This window comes from Paenibacillus camelliae, assembly GCF_023715345.1.
In the GTDB taxonomy this organism is placed as follows: Bacteria; Bacillota; Bacilli; order Paenibacillales; family Paenibacillaceae; genus Pristimantibacillus; species Pristimantibacillus camelliae.
In genome coordinates, this window is sequence record NZ_JAMBNY010000006.1 from 138,721 (window position 1) to 158,154 (window position 19,434).

A 19,434-nucleotide genomic window follows, 5' to 3' on the forward strand; every position below is an offset into this window, starting at 1 on the left:
AAACAGGAAGCTGAAAGTAATCGAGAGAAAGTGGATAGGAATGAAAAGGTGGGCATCGACTAACGCAATTAAGCGTAATCGATGCCCACCTTTTTGGGATATCAGGAAAAACAAATATGTCCAAGCAGCAGGCATGATATCATGCTTGCTGTTTTATATAAGCTACAGATTCTTTTGGAGCATTGTGTGCGGGAGTAGGTATGCAGGAGTTTTGCAATAGCTCGACCTTTTCTCTTTCACGCAAATCGTTTGTTCGAATGTATTCGGCTGCAGTCATATATTTGCTCCACTGCAGCATTTCACCTGCTTCATGCCACACCGTTAAGTATTCGTTTTCCACTAAGGTGTACAATCTGCTCTTTTTTATTAGATCATAGGTAAAGAAATCATTTGCTGTTATACGTTGATGCTCCTCGTCTTGATTATGCATATAAGGCCCGGTGATGAGATTCATATCGACTTTATACGTATCATTGAACAGTGGCTTATGTGTAAAGCGAACCTCGCATATTTTATCTACATCGGTACCCATCTCAGCACATGCCTTTGCAATCGCACTGAACACCTTGCAGTAATTATCAATAACACGATCGTTATCCCCATATACGAGCTTGAAGCTGTCATTCCAAGGTGGTGACACAAGAATTTTAACGACTGCACCTTGTTTAATAGCCTGTGCGATGCTTGTTGTAATTTTACTAGTTAGGATTAACCGGTAGCCTGAGATCCACACTTCCTTATCTGACGATTGCAGTAGGTTTTCGAGCAGCAGCTTTTTATTAAAATGCAAATTACTTATACCAAATTCGTGAATCCCCTCAAGCAGCTGATCGTTTTCAAACGTTTTATACTTTACATAAACATCAGATACTAGTCCAAAGATCGTCGCTAATAAGGAGGTAGCGATGGCAAGCGTAAGCTCAGGTACAAACCTTACTTCCTGCAGCGGCGATATATATACGATAATTGCGGCGAATATGCTGCCAAGCAGCATAACAATAACATAAATATTATTTTGCAGCTTATAGGCCTTTAGCTTTTGCCATAGAGAAAATTTACGATGCATTCAGCTCTCCCTTTCATTCGGTAACTTTACGGTAATATACCGTGTCAATATTCGGACCGCGTCCATCTTGAATACGTTTCACCTCGTGAAAGCCGAACTTTTCTAATATATGAATATGGCTAGCGTTGGTTGACCATGTTCTCGTTGTTACGGGCATAGCTTGGCTTGCCGCCAATGCAAGGATTTCCTTATAGAAGCTGGACGTGATGCCCTTACCTCGTTGTGCTTCATCTACAATAATTGTCGTGACATAGATCGTATTGATGTGATCATTTAAATCCTCACACTGATAATGAGGACGATAGGACATAAAGCCAACGACTTCATGATGATCCAGCGCAACTAAGAAGGCCTGCTGCTTTAATATTTCAAAATATTGTCTAGGCTCTGTTTTTTTAATCAGCGATCCCGTTAGTTCAGCTTGAAATGTGTTTTCGCGAGCGGACAATGGGGGGATAAACGAATGGTCATACTTGCATAGCAGCTGCCATACTCCATCCAGTATATGTTCTTCAGTTAACTGCTCAAAATCGATGATTCTCATAAGATATTCCTCGCATTCGTTAGGTACAATGGCCTGAGAAGTTTATATTCAGTTCTTAACTATTATACATGATCTCTAGGAGAACAGGCATGTAAGTTCTTTCTATAAAGCGATCTAGCAAGAAGTTCATATATCCAATTTATGGGCTAGATTTATATCAAAGGTCCTATAGTATAATGAACCTACATCAAATGGTAGGGGTGGAGTGATTGGACGGACAAATTTTGGCTAGCGGGTTAATGTCACTGCACGGAACAGATTTACGTATGGTGTATGCGTTACTGTGCCGAACGAATATCGGACATTTATTAGCGTCGAAAACGAAGGACTTGTTTTTCGATGAAGAAAAGGATCATTTCACACTGCATCTAACCAATGAGGTTAGCAAGCTAGAAGCGATAGACGATGAAGTACTAAAGGTTGACTTATTTCTAGAGATAACGAAGCTGTTAAAGCTGAGAGGCACCAAGTATGCAGTAAGGAAAGAAATTGAGGATCAGTGCCAGCTGATCATTCAAGATGTCTATGAGCAGCTGCTGAAGCAGGATAAGCAGTTTCGAGCATTTGTAGAGGCATCGAGCTCTGCAACGAAGCTGCAGCAGATGATTACATATCAAATGAGCAAAGTATTTAGTGAGCTCGATCAAAGCTTTCAAGATTTTACAATTGAGGATCAGACGAAATTTGCTGCTCAAGTGAATGAATATATTCATAGCTTGCCAGAAGACAAGCAAGCCAAAATAAAAGATAAACTAGGCATTAATGATCTTACCGATGATATGGTACGAAAAGCGATTGCGACAAGTGGGACAAGCATCGTATTCGCCATCATTGTAGAGGTAAGCGGCTTTGCCTTCTACACTACGGCAACCTCGCTCGTAGCTGCATTTGCAGGCCTATTCGGACTTACACTGCCGTTTGGGTTTTATACCGGTTTAACATCGACGATTGCTGTATTAGCTAATCCTCTGTTTATTATTCCGCTGCTGCTAGGGGGAGGGATGCTGCTTGTTAGACATCAGAATAAGGCGCTGAAGAAGAAGCTTCTGCCGATTATTGTAATGCAAATCGCCTTGCCTTATATGAGCTCTAGTGGTCAGGAGCCAAGCTACGAAGAATTTATTCGTGAATGGCAAAGCCGCTATCAAGAATATGTACAGCTGCAAGCTGAAAAAGCGGTGCTTAGTCGAGAGAAGGCTGCTGTTGAAGCGGTCGTTGAAGAGCATAATGAACAAATTGGCAAGCTAAAAGCGAGTATAAGAGTGCGTCTAGCCGAGATGTCGAGCATTAAGCACAGCATCATCGAAACGCTTAAAGAGAGTGATGTCACTAAGCTTTCCATATCATCTGCCTTTTCCGGCTATGTGCTTAAGTATATTAGCGTGCTGCAAACGATTGTCGAGCTTCGTGAAGCAAAGCAGAATCGTCCTGAAGCGACAGGTTTTTTTGATAAGCTTGGCAGTCAGTTTAAGAAGATGACCTTGTCACTCGACATTTATGATGAACAGAAAAAGCTTGAGCCCATTGTATCGAATATGGCAGAGGAAGTATTACGAGCAACAGGAGCTGTCTTTATGCAGGCTGAACGCGAGCAATACCGGGCTTTACAGGCTGAGATTGACGAATTGTCACAGACAACAGCTAGTGTAGAAACCGTTCGAGACGAGCAGCAAGCCATCGCTAAACAGCTGAATCAACAGCTGCGCCAGATTGAGCAGCTTATCTATGAGCAGGAACAAGCAAACTATGGATTGGCTGATCTTGGGTGGGATGAGCCGAAGCTATTGGAGGAAGCTTATGGGGATTAGTAATCAGCGTTTCTGGGAGCATTGGAAAAAAGGTCAGTACGAAGCAGCGTTGCGCTGTGCTGCTCATGAAGAGCCTAAGCAAACCAATCGGCTGCAAACGATGCTGTTTGGTACCCCAGATCAGATGAAGCAGACAGCAGCAGTTACGATGATTAGTGTCGGTGAATTTATTTATGATGTTGTCATGCTGCAGCCGGAGGTTGTAAGCGGGCTTGATTTTGCAAGAACAGAGGATTTATCCTCGTTGTTTACGTTAAGTCAATTTGCAAGTCATATTGACACGTCGACACTTACTGGAGATATGGCTCAGCTGCAAGGCTATGTTGCTGAGCAGATGCTTGCTGCTGAGCTGCAAGCAAAGGGGCATGAGGTGGAATTTCCTGAAACGTCTAACCAAGCAGGCTGGGATATTCTCGTCGATGGACAGCCGTTCCAAGTGAAGAATTTGGCTAACCCAGATGGCGTGAGAGAGCATCTGACGACCTATCCCGATATTCCCGTCTATGTTAATGAGGAGCTGGCTCCTTACTTTGAAGGTAATCCAATGGTGTATGTATCGAGCTTATCAAGAGACGATGTGCTGGAAGCAACAACCTTGACGCTTCAGCATGCTGAGGATTTGCTAGATTTTGAGCTTCCTTGGATTGCAGCAGGAGTAAGCTCTATTAACAATATTAAGAGAGTATGGCAGGATGATGTCTCTATGAATCAAGCGGTGTTCAATGTCATTAGTGATACCTCTTCACGTGTCGTGCTTGGTGCACTTGGACAAAAAGCAGGGATTATTGTCGGTACGATGCTGTTCGGCCCGGCTGGTGGAATGACTGGGGCAATGGTTGGAGCCTATGCGGGAGCAAGTGGTGGCGGACGATTATCAAGCAGCATCAAGCGTCTGTTCTCACAAAAGCAAGAGGATGAGCTTGTAGATGCGCTTCACCAATTGGCAAGAAAGGTGATGGAGCAGCTTAATCATAAGCTGATTATTAAGCAGCGCAAGCACCAACGAATATATGACTCGCTGCAGGATATAGAAGAAGCGGGTCAAGCGATAAAGAATGGAATTAAGCAACGAGCAGAGCAAGACATTACCTATGTGAAGAATAAGCATGATGAGCTGCAAGCCTTTATGCATGCTCTTCAGAAGCGAACCAGCCCCGTCATCGAGCAGCTGCCTTCTGTGATGAGACTAATCTCTCGAAGCAGCGTTCATCCGTTTCACTATCAGCAGGAGCTGAAGCAGGTGCAGCAGGCATCGCTAGCCTATAAGAAAAAGAATTAATTGCTTAAACATATACAAACGAGCAAGTACAGGATGTCGAAATACATCTTGTACTTGCTCGTTTTACGAAATTACGAATGCTTTAATATACACAGTAGCTATTTCTTTCAGCTTCAGGTGCTTGTTAGCTACGCTGAAGATCTGGGTCAATGCCCTTTGTCTCTTTTCCCCAGAATAATACGGCGATGACACCGATTAGTATAGATATAAAGAAGATCGTGAATATGATCTCTATCGGTATGCCTTCAGATACAAACATACCTACTAAAAATGGACCCAGAATGCCACCGATTCGTCCGAATGATGTCGCAAGCCCTACACCCGTTGCTCTAGCTTCTGTAGGGTACAGCTCTGGGGTGTAGGCATACATTCCACCCCAAGCGCCTAGATTGAAAAAGGACAACAATGCGCCTGCAAGGAGCAGAGAACCTTCCGTCTGTGCCAAGCCAAACCATAGAGCGCAAATGGCAGTTAATAATAAGTAAACAACGAGTACAAACTTTCGCCCAAGCTTTTCAATAAAGTATGCAGCTGTAAAGTAGCCTGGCAGCTGAGCGAGTGTCATAATGAGCACATATTGAAAGCTTTTTACAAGTGTAAAGCCTTTAAGTACCATGACAGATGGAAGCCACAAAAACATTCCGTAATAGGAAAATACGACGGTAAACCACAAAATCCAAAGCACAACCGTAGACTTTCGATAAGGCTGTGACCAGATAAAGGAAATACGCTGCTTAAGTCCAAGCTTTTTTGTACGCTGCTGGTTTAAGTAACGAGGTGAATCTTCAATATTTCTCCGCAAGTAGATTGCGTAAAACACCGGAACCGCACCAATAACAAAGGCGATCCGCCATCCGTACTCAGGAATTACGAAATACGAGATAATTGCTGCAACAAGCCATCCTGCAGCCCAAAAGCTTTCTAATATGACAATGACTCTGCCACGTTCCTTAATAGGCACCGATTCCGATACAAGCGTTGAAGCGACTGGAAGCTCTCCTCCTAAGCCTACTCCTGCGATAAAACGCAGCACACATAACAAGGCGAAGCTTGTCGCTAGTGCTGAGAAGCCCGTAGCAAGCGAAAATAACACTAATGTACCTAGCAAGATAACCTTCCGTCCGTACCGGTCGGCCATCGCTCCTGCCAACGCTGCACCTACTGCCATACCGATCGAATTAATAGCAGTTAGCCAGCCAACCTGACCCGGATCTAAGTTCCATGAAACTGCTAAGGCCGCGACGATAAAGGACAGCATACCAATATCCATTGCATCAAACAGCCAACTAATTCCCGCATTAATCAGAAGCTTGCGCTGCTTAGAATCTTTCCAAAAGTTGCTCATCATTTACTCCTCTGTTTTCTATAGCTCATCTTCATTATGAACGAAATTATTACTAATTATGACGATTTGCCTTAGAAATCGCAATACTGCAGCTAAGGAAATATCGAGCTAATAAGAGTGGATACTGTAACGTAGCTCACATACAAATCAAATAAGTCGCAGTATAATGATGTATGATTTGTAACTTATGGGTAATTAAGGGTTTGATATTCGTAAGTGGAAGCAATATTTTTTTGTGCAATTGCTGTAAGCGCCCTTTAAGTTCAGTTTTTGTTGAGTGCTGGATAGTAATATCATTATGTTGTGCATTTTTACCAATCCGTTCTATGAAGTGGGCAATTAACTGATAAACAAACAACTATCTTTCTATTAAACTATGAAAAAAATGTAAAAATATATGGATGTCCACTAGATTTTTTTCTAAAAACATTTACAATTGAAATTACCATATAATAGAATAAATAGTTAAGTTGTACTAGTACTTGAGGCATATGTCAGTTGTAAATGGAGGGAACTGCACAATGATACTAGCAAGCACAAAGCATCAACGAGCTATGAAGCGCATTAAAATTAGCTTTGTCCTGTTATTAAGTGCAATGGTTCTCATAGTAAATCTACCAGCATTTGCGAATGCAAATGTTCAAACACCAGGAAAAGTCTACTACGTCGCACCAACAGGCTCAGATGAGAATGACGGCAGCCAGCAGGCACCATGGAAAACATTGCAGCATGCTGCCAATGTCGTTAAGGCGGGGGAAACAGTATTCGTGCGAGGAGGGACGTATAGAGAAAATATTACGATAAGAAGTTCAGGCTCAGAGACGTTTGGCTACATTACCTTTCAGGCGTATCCAGGTGAAACTCCAGTTATAAGCGGCTCCGCTAGTAAAAGCTCAAGTCTCGTTCAATTCTACAATGCTCATTATATTGTATTTGATGGGTTTGAACTCACTGATTTTGAAGTCAGTGATGCGTCCAAGTATATTTCAGCTATAAAAGTAACCGATGAATCCTCAAATATTGTCATACAAAACAATCATATTCATAAAATTAATCATCTAGCCAATAAAGGTAATGCAAATGGCATTATTGTGTACGGTAATAGTAAGAAAGCAATCTCAAATATTAAGATTGCCAACAATTATTTGCATGATTTAATACTCGGCTCTAGTGAAGCACTTACCGTTGTAGGCAACGTAGACGGATTTACGATCGAAGGCAACGTCATTGAACGGATTAACAATATCGGCATTGATGTAGCTGGCTTTTATGGAACATGTCCAGCGGGCTGTACGGATCAAGCACGTAATGGAACGATTTCTGGTAACCAGGTTTCCTATGTTGATACCATTGATAATCCTGCCTACCGGGGCTATCGAGCGGCAGCGGGGATTTATGTCGATGGCGGAACAAAAATTGTTATCGAGCGTAATTCGGTGTCCTATAGTAATTATGGAATCGAAGTGTCAAGTGAATGGGGAAAACAAGCAGCAACACAAATTATTGTTCGGAATAATTATATCCACCATAACCATATGTCAGGCTTAATTATGGGGGGCTCCTCTAGCAGTAACGGTGGAGCAATCGACAATTTTATTCTGAATAATACTTTTTTCAGCAACAACGAACTGCGCACTGGAGACGGAGAAATTACGTTTCAGAATTCAGTGAGAAACAATGTTTTTGCTAATAATTTATTTGTAACGAATCAACAGACTCCTTATTTCTACGACAGTAAAACGACAAATACGGGCAATACGATTAATTACAATCTTTATAGCGCAGTAGATGGAGCTCATTCGTATTGGCGCATAGGTGGTGTTCGCTACACTAGCCTTGATCAATATCAAAAAGCAACGAAGCATGATCAGCAATCGATTGTAGCTAATCCGAACTTAGTACAATTAAATGAAAGCTCTATCGAGCTAGCCTCAACCTCTCCAGCAATAGATGCAGGAACCGTAACGTATAAAGAGGTCGGAACTCTCGATCTTGTGGGAACTAGCCGAATTGTTGGTAAAACGATCGACCTTGGCGCGACAGAGTATGATGGTAATGCACAGCCACCTACAACTCAACCTCCATCTTCAACACCGCCGCCAGTAGGAAGTCCACCACCTACAACACCACCAGTAGATAATCAACCACCGTTCAAGATTGATGGATTGACAGATGATTGGAATAATACTCCTTCACTCGCTACGAGCAGCTCTAACGTGAGAAGCCTGAAGAGCACGATTCAAAATAATACGCTCTACTTGCTCATTACCGGTCAGCTGCTTCAGGAAAAAGGTCAGCTATATATTTACAGTAATCAAACAGGCCAGGCTTATTTCTCCATTCCGTTCTGGTCGAATCAGAAGGCTGATTATTTAGTAGAGAATGGAGTGCTCTATCAGTATACAGGCAGCGGAAAGGACTGGAGCTGGAAGAAGGTAAAAGATTACCGTAACAATGAGGTAGTCATTCACAGCACAGCAGTTGAGATGGGAATTCCATTAGCAGATATCGGTCAAACGAACGAGCTGCTTGTAGGTTATATATGGAAGGATAACAAAAGTAATCAGCTACCAGCAGGAGGCGATATGATTGCTATCCAACAAGCTGATACAGAGGAGCCATTGCCTTCACCAAGCTTTAATATAGATGGGAAAAAGGATGAATGGGCGAATGAGCATTTGCGTGCTCAATCAAGCGATGGCACATTGGCACTATATGCAGCCAACGATCAGACGCACATCTACTTCGCACTTTCATCATCTGTGACAACGAAAAAACTGCAGCTGTACTTGGATACGGACAATAACCATGCTACAGGATATCAAACCTCCAGATGGAAAGCGTCCGGCGCTGAGTATTTAGTTGAAAATGGTGTGCTGTATAAGTACGCCGGAGATAACAAAACGTGGGTTTTCAATAAGCTAGTTACGCTCGATTCAACGAGCTATATGGCAAGCTCTTCCTTCACCGAGCTAAAGCTATCACTAGAGCAGCTAAGCATAAAAGCCGGAGATACGATCTCGTATGGTGTGCTGCTCGATGATAAGGCAGCGTTAAGACTGCCACAGACCGATAGCCTACTGAAGCTTCAAGTGAAGAATTAACTTATGAAAAGACACCTAATGACTTACATCAATCTCCTTGACTGTCATTAGGTGTTTTTAGTTAGAAGAATTAACAAATGTAAGAAAAGAGGAGAGGCAATGAAAGTATTAATTACAGGCGGTTATGGTTTTATTGGCTCGCATGTAGCAGATCGATTTTCCAAAGAGGGCTATGAGGTATTCATTATTGATAATCTAGCTACTGGAAAAAAAGCCAATGTTCAGGTCAAGCATCGTGGCTATGTTCTTGATGTGCAGGATCCAAAATGCGAGGAAGTGTTCAGAGCATATCGATTTGACGTAGTTGTGCATCTTGCGGCACAGGTTAGTGTCAGCAAATCGGTCGTAAACCCTCAGCTCGATGCGGAGGCGAATGTGGTAGGTCTAGTCAACATGCTCGATCTGTCTGTGAAGTACGGAGTCAAACGCTTTTTATACGCTTCTTCCGCAGCTGTGTATGGACTTGAAGGCAATATTCCTCACCCGGAGGATGATCCTGCTGAACCAATTGCTCCTTATGGGATCAGTAAATACGTTAACGAAATTTATGCAAATAAATGGAGTGAGCTTTACAAGCTATCTACCATTGGTTTTCGTTTCTCCAATGTATATGGTCCAAGACAGAACCATCAAGGTGAAGGCGGAGTCGTATCGATCTTTATTAACGATTCATTGAACAATAGACCGTTGAAGCTTTATGGTGATGGGAAGCAAACAAGAGATTTTATTTACGTAGAGGATGTTGTTGATGCAATGTATCGCAGTGTCCATTCCACTATAGAAGGCGTGTACAATCTCTCAACGAATGAAGCACAATCTGTCAATGATCTAATAGAGGTGCTATCCAAGCTGCAGCCTAATATTAAGGTACAGCAGAAGCCACCGCGAGATAAAGATATTTTACATTCTAGGCTTGATAATCGCGCGATTATGCATGACCTAGACTGGTCACCGCTTTACAGCTTTGAGGAAGGCATAGAGCGTACATATGCTTATTTTGCTGGAAAGCAAGGAGAGAAAGAGGTAGCTATATCAGTTGCTGCTGAGGCAGCTCCAGTAAAACTGCGGCCTAAACGATCAAAATGGCTATTGCCGACTGCAGAGAACCTGATAGCTTTCTGTTTAACTGCTTGGCTCAGCTTAAGTCTTGTTAACAATATTATGAACGTTATCGACATCAAATTGTTCTATATAACGATCATTGGAATTTTATACGGTAATCGACAAGCATTGTTATCAGTCGTACTATCTATAGGCTTGCTTACGTATGAGCAGCTAGAGGCTGGCCGCGACTTTTTATCGCTCACCTATGACACGAACTACTTCTTCCATATCGCGATCTACTTGTTCATAGGTCTTGTCGTTGGTTATGCCATCGAGCGCAAAAATGTTCGCATCGCGCAGCAGGAGCAGAAGGTATCCGACGTAAGTGAACGCTATGAGTTTTTGGAAAATATCTATCAAGAAGTTAGAGATGTAAAGGATGAGCTGCAGCTCAGAATTCTGAATTCAGATGACAGCTACGGCAAAATCTACTACGCAACGAAGGAGCTAGAAAGTCTCGAGCCAGAGCTCGTATTCAACTCCGCTGTTAATGTTGTTAAGTCAATTATGCGCGTAGAGAAGGTTACGATCTACCGCGTCAACAAGCATCAAAGCTATCTAAGGCTGCTAGCTAGCTCTGGCTATGGAAATGAGGAGCTTAAAAAATCATTGCGAGTTGATGATTACGCGTATTTGCAGCAGGTACTGCAAACGGGTCAGATCTACTTGAACAAGGAGCTCGAGCCGACCATTCCTCTCATGGTTGCTCCGATCTATTACAAAGAGCAGGTTACAGCGATTATAGCGATTGACGGAATGAAATTCGAGAGCTTTTCCTTGTATCACCAGAATTTGTTCCAGATAACAGCGAACTTGATCGCTTCAGCATTAACTAAAGCCTTTTCTTTTATTGATGCAACAGAACGCAACCGCTATATCGATGGCACGATGATATTACAGCCAGAGATTTTCAATGAAATCCTGCACTCGAAGAACGATATTAAGCATCAGCATCAGGTGCCTTACTTGCTGCTGCAAAGTGAGTTAGGCGATGTATCGATAGAGGAAGCATCCCAATTTATTGTGCCATTGCTGCGCGAGACGGATTATTTGGGATTAAATGGTGAGAAGCAGCTGCAAGTGCTGCTATCTAATACGAATGAGCTTGATATTTCATCGATTTTGGCGAGATTATCGCATCCTAAAATATCATTCTCAGTTATGAATGAGGGGTGAGGAAGCGATGCTGTGGTTAGCATATGGGATTTATCTAGTGGTTTCCTTCATCGTGCTGCTGCTTCTTAACTGGAAAAGCAAGCCTACAGCAATCATTAAGCTGGCCATCGTAGCTTGTTTACCGGTTGTAGGCTGGTTTATGCCGATTCTATGGATACGGAAGCCTCGTCGCAACTCCGAGCAAGAGTTCGCAAATTATGTAGACAGTCAGCAGCAGGAGCATAAGATCAGACGAATTGGCGTATTTCACCGCATCGAGAAGCAGCGTGAGCTTGATGTAGTGCCGATCGAGGATGCATTAGTCGTCAGCCAGCATAAGGATCGCAGACAGGTGTTAATCGATGTATTGAAGCAGGATACAATTCAATATATTGAGATTCTGCAGCAAGCCATTAGCAATGAGGATACAGAAACCTCTCATTATGCGGTAAGTGCGATTATGGAATTGAAGCGCAAGCTGCTCATCTCTTTGCAGGAGCTCGAGGTTCGCTACGAGCAGGAACAGCATAATCCAGAGGTTGCAAAAGCATATATAGAGGTGCTGGCCATTTACCTAAAAAGCGGCTTTCTTGATGAAAGGACGATGCGTAAATACCAGTACACCTATCTATCTGTATTAACGCACGCTTATCAGCAGGGGGAGCAGGAGGAGTGGTTATTCTCAGCTAAGCTGGATATTGAAATCGAGCTAGGTATTTATTCCGACGCAGAACAAACGGCACTGCAATACGTTGAGCATTATCCGTTAAGTGAGCAAGCATATTTATCATTGCTGCGTGTATACTTTGTCATTCGATCCTATCAAAAGCTGCAGCAAACACTTGAACGCTTGAAAAGCTCTCCAATTAGGCTAACTAATCAAGGGCTAATGATGGTTAGATTTTGGTCAAGAGGGGTAGTAGATGAAGAACAATATAAGATTTAGAAGAAACGTATACATCATTATGCTCAGCATCCTCATCTTTGGCATCATTTCTCAAATTGCGAGATCTGACCTAATGCTCAAATACGTGTCGAATGATAGTCAAACGTCTTTGGGGCAGTGGCAAACCTTTCAGGAAACGGTCACTACCGTCTCTATGAATATTGACGGCGGCGATATTGCTGGAGTTGATGCACACTGCATCATATATAACAGTGAGGATTCACTCAGCGTAAGCTACTATAACAACTTTGAGAAGGTGTACAGTTATTTAAAGCAGCCTTATACCGTATTGGATACAGCTAGCGATGAGCTCAGCTATGATGCATGCCAAGCGGTCATTATGACAGCAAGTATAGAGGTGCTTACCGACTCCATTACAGAGCTTGAGCAGTATATACATGATGGAGGCTACGTGTTTTTTTCTCGAATGGATCACCCAGGACCGGTGTTTACGAAGCTATATCGTAAGCTAGGTATCGTAAATTACTGGTATGTTGTTGGCAATGATGATATCCACTTCACCTCCAATCTATTGATTGGGCAGAAGGATGCATTGTTTACCGATGACTTCTTCTATAATGATTCGATCTCGGTTGAGCTGGATCATAATAGTGAACTGCTTGCTAAAGGTAAAAACCAGACACCAATTGCTTGGCGCTACGAGCACGGAGATGGTGCGGTTCTAGTCTATAACGGCAATAATCTGTTTACTAAATCCAATCGCGGCTTAGTCGTCGGTGCGATCAGCATGCTTATTCCGGATTATATTTATCCAATATTTAATGCCAAGCTCTTCTATATAGACGATTATCCTGCACCGATGAGTACAGAGGAAAGAAAAGAGATTAAAGAGGAATATAATCGCAACGTCGCAACCTTTTTCAAAGAGATTTGGTGGCCGGATATGATTAAGCTTGCCAAAAACTATGATCTGAAATATACAGCAGTAGCGATAGAGGATTATAACGAAGCGATCGAAGCTCCTCTGCCTAAGTACCGTCAGGAGGATTTAACGAATTTAATTGTTTTCGGCAGAGAGGTGCTTAAGACAGGTGGTGAGGTTGGTATTCACGGCTATAATCATCAGCCGCTGCAGTTTAGGCAAGATATTGCAGACGAATATGATTACGTCGTCTGGAATTCCTACGAGGATATGGAAGCTTCTATAAGAGAGGTCTTATCGTATACCCAAAGCGCGTTTCCGAATTATAACGTCGTTAGCTATGTACCGCCTTCTAACATACTAAGTGCAGAAGGGCGTCAAGCACTTGTAGACAACTGGGAGACGCTGCGTGTCATTTCAAGCCTGTATGAGGAAGATCCAAAGGATTTCTCCTATGTACAGGAGTTCGAGATTGCAGATGACGGGATCATTGAAATGCCTCGTATTACATCTGGTTATTCTGATTCGCCAGATATGATGTGGTTGGAGGCAAGTGTGATGACCGCTTATGGTTTCATCTCGCACTTTATTCATCCTGACGATATGTTTGACGATTACCGAAGTGGCAACAAGGGCTGGGGTGAGCTGTACAAAGATTTTGAATACATGCTAAATCGTATGGAAAGCACGTATCCATGGCTAAAGCCGCAAACATCTGGTGAGGCTGCTATTCATGTCGCACATGTGTTAAACAGTCAAATTACTAGAGAGCAAACGGATTCCGAGATCAAGGTTGATATTAACCATTTCAATAGCAATCAATACTTTATTCTTCGTTCTAAGAAAAAAATTGGTAGATTGACCAATTGTAATGTCAAGCTCATTGATGAGCACACCTATTTGGTGGAAGCGACAGATGAGCATTTTAATATTGAGTTAAAGTAGGTGAAGCAATGAAAATATGTATCATTGCTGAGGGCTCTTATCCTTATGTCACAGGAGGAGTTTCCAGTTGGATTCATGAGATTGCAACGCAGATGCAGGAGCATGAATTTATAATTTTTACGATTGCTGCATCGCGTTCGCAAAGAGGAAAGTTTAAGTATAAGCTGCCTTCCAACATCGTTGAGGTGAGAGAGACTTTTCTTGATTCTTATCTAACGGAAGAAGGCAAGTGGGGACAGCGCTTCAAGCTGTCTGACAATGATCGTCAGAATTTGTTGCGTTTGCTTGGTGACGAAGGCGCGATTCACTGGCAGGAGCTTTTTGAGCTGCTGCGTCGAAAGCAATATGATCATGTGGCTGACTTCCTACAGAGTAAGGATTTCTACGATTTACTTCAAGATTTGTGTCAGCGATGCTATCCGCTCGTTCCTTACACAGAGATGTTCTGGACTGTACGGTCGATGATTCTACCGTTGTTTCTTACGATACGCGAGCAAATCCCTGAGGCAGACTTGTATCATAGCGTCTCTACTGGCTATGCAGGTGTCGTCGGTGCGCTGGCGAAGGGCTTGTATAATAAGCCATTTTTGTTAACAGAGCACGGTATTTATTCTCGGGAAAGAGAAGAAGAAATTATTAAAGCAGATTGGGTTAAAGGCTATTTTAAAGATCTATGGATTCAATATTTCTATCGTTTGTCTGCCTGTGCCTATGAGCAAGCAGATCAAGTAACAACGCTCTTTAATCGTAATCGAGAAATTGAGATCGAGCTGGGCTGTGATGAGCAAAAAATAAAGATTATTCCAAATGGAGTTAATGTATCAAGATACGAGCAGCTAGATACTGAAAAGCCGGAGCATCAGCTTAATATCGGGGCAATCATTCGGGTCGTTCCTATTAAAGACATAAAGACGATGCTGCAAAGCTTTGCGATCGTCAAGGAAGAAATTCCGAACGCAGTGTTCTATGTTATGGGCTCCTATGAAGAGGATGAGGAGTATTACGAGGAATGTATTCGACTGATGAATGCTCTGCAGCTAAAGGATGTTATATTCACAGGCTCGGTCAATATTATGGAGTATATCGGTAAGATGGATTTGCTCGTACTGACAAGTATAAGCGAAGGCCAGCCACTGGCTATCTTGGAAGGTATGGCAGCAGGGAAGCCTTTTGTTGCAACGAATGTAGGAAGCTGCAAGGAGCTGCTGGAGGGTATGGAGGATGCGATTGGACCTGCTGGCATAATTGCACCGGTTATGCATGTGGAGCAGATAGCTCAGGCTATCATCAAGCTGGCGAAAAGCAAAAAGCTGCGTGAACAATATGGACATAACGCCTATCAGCGTGTAAGTAGGCATTATCGTCAAGAGGATGTCATTGCAGGCTATCGCAAACTATATGTTGAATTGGAGGACAAAGCAAATGGCAGGAATAGGGTTCGAGCTGCGAAAGCTCTTTCATAAGGAAGGGTTGCTTAACAATTTACGTGCCTACGCATATTCCTCGATGACTACGGTTGGACCTATGATTTTATGTATGTCATTGATTATTATCCTACAGCGGCTTATGTCTAGATATAACGGAAGCTATATGGATTGGGAGCTGTACATCGCTACAGTTTCGTATTGCTTTATCTTCTCAATCGTTATGACGTCGGGCATTTCACTAGTCATTACACGGTACGTATCGGATTGTCTATATACGAAGGATTATCGAAAGCTGATGTCTTCCTATTACGGGGTACTAACCCTCGTATTGCCCATCGCTTCACTAGCGGCCTTTTTGTTTCTAAGTCGGGTACAGGCTGATTTATCCTATAAAATTAGCGCGTACTTCTTCTTTATATTTCTCGTCATTATTTGGCTGCAGGGAGTATATTTATCCGCACTTAAAGACTATGTGAGGATTGCAAGAAGCTTTATTATCGGTGCAGTTGCAGCTGTGTTGGTCGCTTGGCTCGGTATGGAGTTCTTCTCCATTTCAACGCTGCTCTCTGCATTCATTGGCTTAGATGTTGGTTTCTTCATCATCTGCACGTTAACTGGCTTTCACTTTCAACAAAAGTTTCCTAAAGCAGATACGAAGTATTATTTTGAGTTTTTGACCTACTTCAAGAAGTATCCAAGCCTATTTTTCTCAGGCTGCCTGATTTATTCAGGTATCTATCTGCATAACTTTGTGTATTGGTTCAGCGGGCACGGCTATCATATTGCAGAAGCATACAGAGTGTATATGCCATACGATGTGCCGGTATTCTATGCATTCCTTACCGTGCTGCCAACACTCGTTACGTTTGTCGTTTCAGTAGAAACCTCATTCTTTGAAAAGTTTAGACATTATTATTTGAACATATTGACGGGCGGGACTGTGCAGGATATTCAAAATGCAAAGCGGCGCATGCAGAATACGTTAGTTCGTGAAATCAGCTTCCTAATGGAAATACAGCTTGTGTTTACCGTGCTGGCAATTGGTGCAGGTATTTTACTGCTACCGCGTGTAGGATTTACGATGCAGCAGCTTGACTTATTTATTATTTTGTCACTGGCCTATTATCTGTTTATTATGCTGTTCTCGCTTGTTCATATTTTAATGTACTTTGATGACCAGAAAGGTGTATTTATGATTGGGGCATTATTCTTCTTGCTTAACATTGGATGTACTATCGTGACGATGAATCTGGATTACGATGGTTTAGGTATGTTTATAGCTGCGTTTATAGCACTAGCTGCTGTAATTATTCGCCTGCTATATGTACTGCGTAATATCGATTACTACACGTTTTGTGCGCAGCCTATTCATACGAAGGAGAAGCAGACCAGTAAGAGAAGACGCTTTAGATCGGGTGCAGTCACGATGCTAATTGCTTGTTGTATGCTGATTTCAGCTTGCAGCTTGGGCGACGATACCATTGATGATCTCAAAGAAAGCGGAAGTGCTGCTTTAGCCGGAGAAGTTAGCTACGCGCTAATGGATGATAAAAGACTGTATGAACGAGACCAGGACGACACATTGAAGGCACTCTACCTAACGATTCTACCGAAAAAGGATGGAGATGTGTCGTTCGATTGGTATGAGTTAAACCGTCAGATCGATAAGGAGCTTGGTAAGGATCTGGAAGTTATTGTTCAAGAGGGACTGCCTAATGGCGAGGGTCCCAAAGCAGGTATGTTTCAGTATGGAGCTACGAAAGCGAATGCCTCGATAGCAGTACGAGGCAATTCTGCTTGGTCTCGTGTACAAAAGTCCTATAAGCTCAAGTTTTATGCTGACGCTGGTACATACATGGACCAGGAAAGACTGAATCTGAACAAGCATATTGATGATATGTCTCGCTTGCGTAATAAGCTCAGCTTTGATCTGATGGAGACAATACCGGATATGACGAGCCTACGAACACAGTTCATTCAAGTGTACGTTAAGGATCTATCCAACGGAGAGAAGGATGCTCCTTATGAGGACTACGGGCTTTATACGCACGTAGAGCAGCCGAATAAGAAGTTTCTAAAAGCACATATGCTTGATCCAAATGGCTACTTGTACAAGGTTAAGTTTTTTGAGTTTTTCCGCTACCCGGATCAAATTAGATCGAAAGATGATCCTGCCTACGATATTGCAACTTTTGAGCAAATCTTTGAGGTTAAAGGGCGGGAGGAGCATGACAAGCTCATTGAAATGCTCGATGCGGTGAATGATTATAGCATTCCAATTGAACAAACGATTGAGAAATACTTCGATCTCGATAATTTTTTAACATGGACCGCCATGAATATATTGATGGACAATATGGATACTGACGCGAACAATTTCTTCCTGTATTCGCCGTTAAACATTGATAAGTGGTATTTCCTACCGTGGGATTATGACGGTGCATGGGAGCTTCAAAGGAATATGGACTTTATTCGTCCGTACCAATCCGGTATTAGTAACTATTGGGGCGTTGTTCTGCATAATCGTTACTTTAGAAACGCGGAGAATGTTAATAAACTCACCGAGAAGATCGAGGAGCTGTATACGTACATCAATGAAGAAACGGTGCAGCAACAGCTGAACAAGTATAAGAGCATTGTAACGCCATTCGTCTCTCGTATGCCCGACGTTAAATACTTGCCAGATCATGTATCAACCTATGATAGCGATATTCAGCGGATCCTGAATACACCGAAAAGATCGCTGGAGCGCTACTATGATGACCTGGAGAAACCGAAGCCGTTCTACTTAAATGATGTACGTCAAGAAAACGGTAAACTGTTTTTTGATTGGGGCGTTTCCTTCGACTTGCAGGATGATGAGCTAACTTATGAGATCGTCATTGCGAAGGATAAGTATATGCAGGAAGTTGTTTATGAAAACAAAGAAATAAAAGAAATCACGCATTCGATACCAAGCCTAGAACCGGGACGCTACTTCTGGGGTGTTTCTGTCGTCGATAGTCAAGGAAATCGACAGGACAACTTTGAGATCTACATTGATGTCGAAGATGATTTATTTTATGGCATTAAAGATTTCGAGGTGAATTAATTGAAATTAAGAGGGAAAAGACTGCGAACAGAGCAAAAATATTATTTGCATATGCATGACTACCTTACACTTCGAATGAGAATTTCACAGCTGTTAACGCTTGATGAGCATTCGATTGATATTGATGGCTACAATATTCGAAGCTTGTATTTTGATGATCCAAGACGAACGGCGCTTGAAACAAAAAATGATGGCGTGTTTAAACGGCAAAAGTTTAGAATTCGTATCTACAACGGGTCAGACAATCATATTGCATTGGAGCGAAAAAGCAAGCTTGGAGACTATGTTGCCAAGGAATCAGTAACGATTACTAGAGCGCAATATGATCAAATCTTGCTTGGAAACTATGAAAGCTTATATGAAACAGAGGATCCACTAAGACTTGATTTCTATGCAGCATTAACAGCATCGGGTTATATTCCGACTACGATCGTAGATTATTGGCGTGAAGCCTATGTATTCCCGCAGGGAAATGTGAGGATTACGTTTGATAAACGACTTGCTGTAGGAAGTAATCAGCTTGATTTATTTCATCCGGAGCTCTCGTTAGCCGAGATTATGCCTCCAAGTGTTACGATTATGGAAGTGAAGTTTGACGATATGCTGCCTAGCGTTGTGAAGCCGCTCATTACGCCAGCTAATCATCTGCGATCCAGCATATCAAAATACGTTTTGTGCAAGGAACAACAAATGCTGCTGCATACTCAGTAGTGTAACGAACAATAGGTTGGGGGATA

The 19,434-nt window shown here is 42.4% G+C and carries 12 protein-coding genes; 9 read left to right on the top strand and 3 right to left on the bottom strand.

What is annotated here, in order from left to right:
- Positions 1–139: 139 nt before the first annotated feature.
- Positions 140–1,066, bottom strand: coding sequence for a hypothetical protein (locus M3180_RS12450; protein WP_251667880.1), 927 nt, complete (start codon positions 1,064–1,066; stop codon positions 140–142).
- Between the two features lie 13 nt (positions 1,067–1,079).
- Positions 1,080–1,610, bottom strand: coding sequence for a GNAT family N-acetyltransferase (locus M3180_RS12455; RefSeq protein ID WP_251667882.1), 531 nt, complete (start codon positions 1,608–1,610; stop codon positions 1,080–1,082).
- 209 nt (positions 1,611–1,819) lie between these two features.
- Here M3180_RS12455 and M3180_RS12460 point away from each other — a divergent pair, with 209 nt between their 5' ends.
- Positions 1,820–3,418: a hypothetical protein gene (locus tag M3180_RS12460; RefSeq protein ID WP_251667884.1), complete on the top strand. Its 1,599-nt coding sequence runs from the start codon at positions 1,820–1,822 to the stop codon at positions 3,416–3,418.
- Positions 3,408–4,697 (top strand): basic helix-loop-helix domain-containing protein, encoded by a 1,290-nt coding sequence (locus tag M3180_RS12465; RefSeq protein ID WP_251667887.1) that lies wholly within the window; start codon positions 3,408–3,410, stop codon positions 4,695–4,697. The genes M3180_RS12460 and M3180_RS12465 overlap by 11 nt, the downstream gene beginning before the upstream one ends.
- Before the next feature lie 124 nt (positions 4,698–4,821).
- Here the strand turns inward: M3180_RS12465 and M3180_RS12470 are convergent, their stop codons facing one another.
- The gene (locus M3180_RS12470; RefSeq protein ID WP_251667889.1) at positions 4,822–6,042 is read right to left on the bottom strand and encodes an MFS transporter; all 1,221 of its coding nucleotides are present in this window, start codon (positions 6,040–6,042) and stop codon (positions 4,822–4,824) included.
- Between the two features lie 521 nt (positions 6,043–6,563).
- Between M3180_RS12470 and M3180_RS12475 the strand changes: the two genes are divergently transcribed.
- The 7 genes from M3180_RS12475 (at position 6,564) to M3180_RS12505 (ending at position 19,408) form a co-directional block, all read left to right on the top strand.
- Entirely contained in the window at positions 6,564–9,146 is a 2,583-nt protein-coding gene (locus M3180_RS12475) for a right-handed parallel beta-helix repeat-containing protein (RefSeq protein WP_251667891.1), read from the top strand.
- 99 nt (positions 9,147–9,245) lie between these two features.
- Entirely contained in the window at positions 9,246–11,426 is a 2,181-nt protein-coding gene (locus M3180_RS12480) for an NAD-dependent epimerase/dehydratase family protein (RefSeq protein ID WP_251667893.1), read from the top strand.
- Positions 11,427–11,433: 7 nt separating this feature from the next.
- Positions 11,434–12,351: a hypothetical protein gene (locus M3180_RS12485; RefSeq protein WP_251667895.1), complete on the top strand. Its 918-nt coding sequence runs from the start codon at positions 11,434–11,436 to the stop codon at positions 12,349–12,351.
- On the top strand, positions 12,329–14,179 hold the full coding sequence (locus tag M3180_RS12490; RefSeq protein ID WP_251667897.1) for a DUF2194 domain-containing protein: 1,851 nt from the start codon (positions 12,329–12,331) through the stop codon (positions 14,177–14,179). The genes M3180_RS12485 and M3180_RS12490 overlap by 23 nt, the downstream gene beginning before the upstream one ends.
- Before the next feature lie 8 nt (positions 14,180–14,187).
- Entirely contained in the window at positions 14,188–15,642 is a 1,455-nt protein-coding gene (gene pelF / locus M3180_RS12495; protein ID WP_251667899.1) for a GT4 family glycosyltransferase PelF, read from the top strand.
- Complete coding sequence (gene pelG / locus M3180_RS12500; protein ID WP_251667901.1) at positions 15,602–18,697, top strand: exopolysaccharide Pel transporter PelG; 3,096 nt, start codon at positions 15,602–15,604, stop codon at positions 18,695–18,697. Before pelF ends, pelG begins: the two co-directional genes overlap by 41 nt.
- Positions 18,698–19,408: a polyphosphate polymerase domain-containing protein gene (locus M3180_RS12505; RefSeq protein WP_251667903.1), complete on the top strand. Its 711-nt coding sequence runs from the start codon at positions 18,698–18,700 to the stop codon at positions 19,406–19,408. It begins immediately after the preceding gene.
- The last annotated feature ends 26 nt before the right edge of the window (positions 19,409–19,434 follow it).

Bases quoted from the DNA above. Each gene is read 5' to 3' on its own strand.
- M3180_RS12450 (WP_251667880.1), bottom strand. From the start codon at position 1,066: ATGCATCGTAAATTTTCTCTATGGCAAAAGCTAAAGGCCTATAAGCTG.
- M3180_RS12455 (WP_251667882.1), bottom strand. From the start codon at position 1,610: ATGAGAATCATCGATTTTGAGCAGTTAACTGAAGAACATATACTGGAT.
- M3180_RS12465 (WP_251667887.1), top strand. From the start codon at position 3,408: ATGGGGATTAGTAATCAGCGTTTCTGGGAGCATTGGAAAAAAGGTCAG.
- M3180_RS12470 (WP_251667889.1), bottom strand. From the start codon at position 6,042: ATGAGCAACTTTTGGAAAGATTCTAAGCAGCGCAAGCTTCTGATTAAT.
- M3180_RS12475 (WP_251667891.1), top strand. From the start codon at position 6,564: ATGATACTAGCAAGCACAAAGCATCAACGAGCTATGAAGCGCATTAAA.
- M3180_RS12480 (WP_251667893.1), top strand. From the start codon at position 9,246: ATGAAAGTATTAATTACAGGCGGTTATGGTTTTATTGGCTCGCATGTA.
- M3180_RS12485 (WP_251667895.1), top strand. From the start codon at position 11,434: ATGCTGTGGTTAGCATATGGGATTTATCTAGTGGTTTCCTTCATCGTG.
- M3180_RS12490 (WP_251667897.1), top strand. From the start codon at position 12,329: ATGAAGAACAATATAAGATTTAGAAGAAACGTATACATCATTATGCTC.
- pelF (WP_251667899.1), top strand. From the start codon at position 14,188: ATGAAAATATGTATCATTGCTGAGGGCTCTTATCCTTATGTCACAGGA.
- pelG (WP_251667901.1), top strand. From the start codon at position 15,602: ATGGCAGGAATAGGGTTCGAGCTGCGAAAGCTCTTTCATAAGGAAGGG.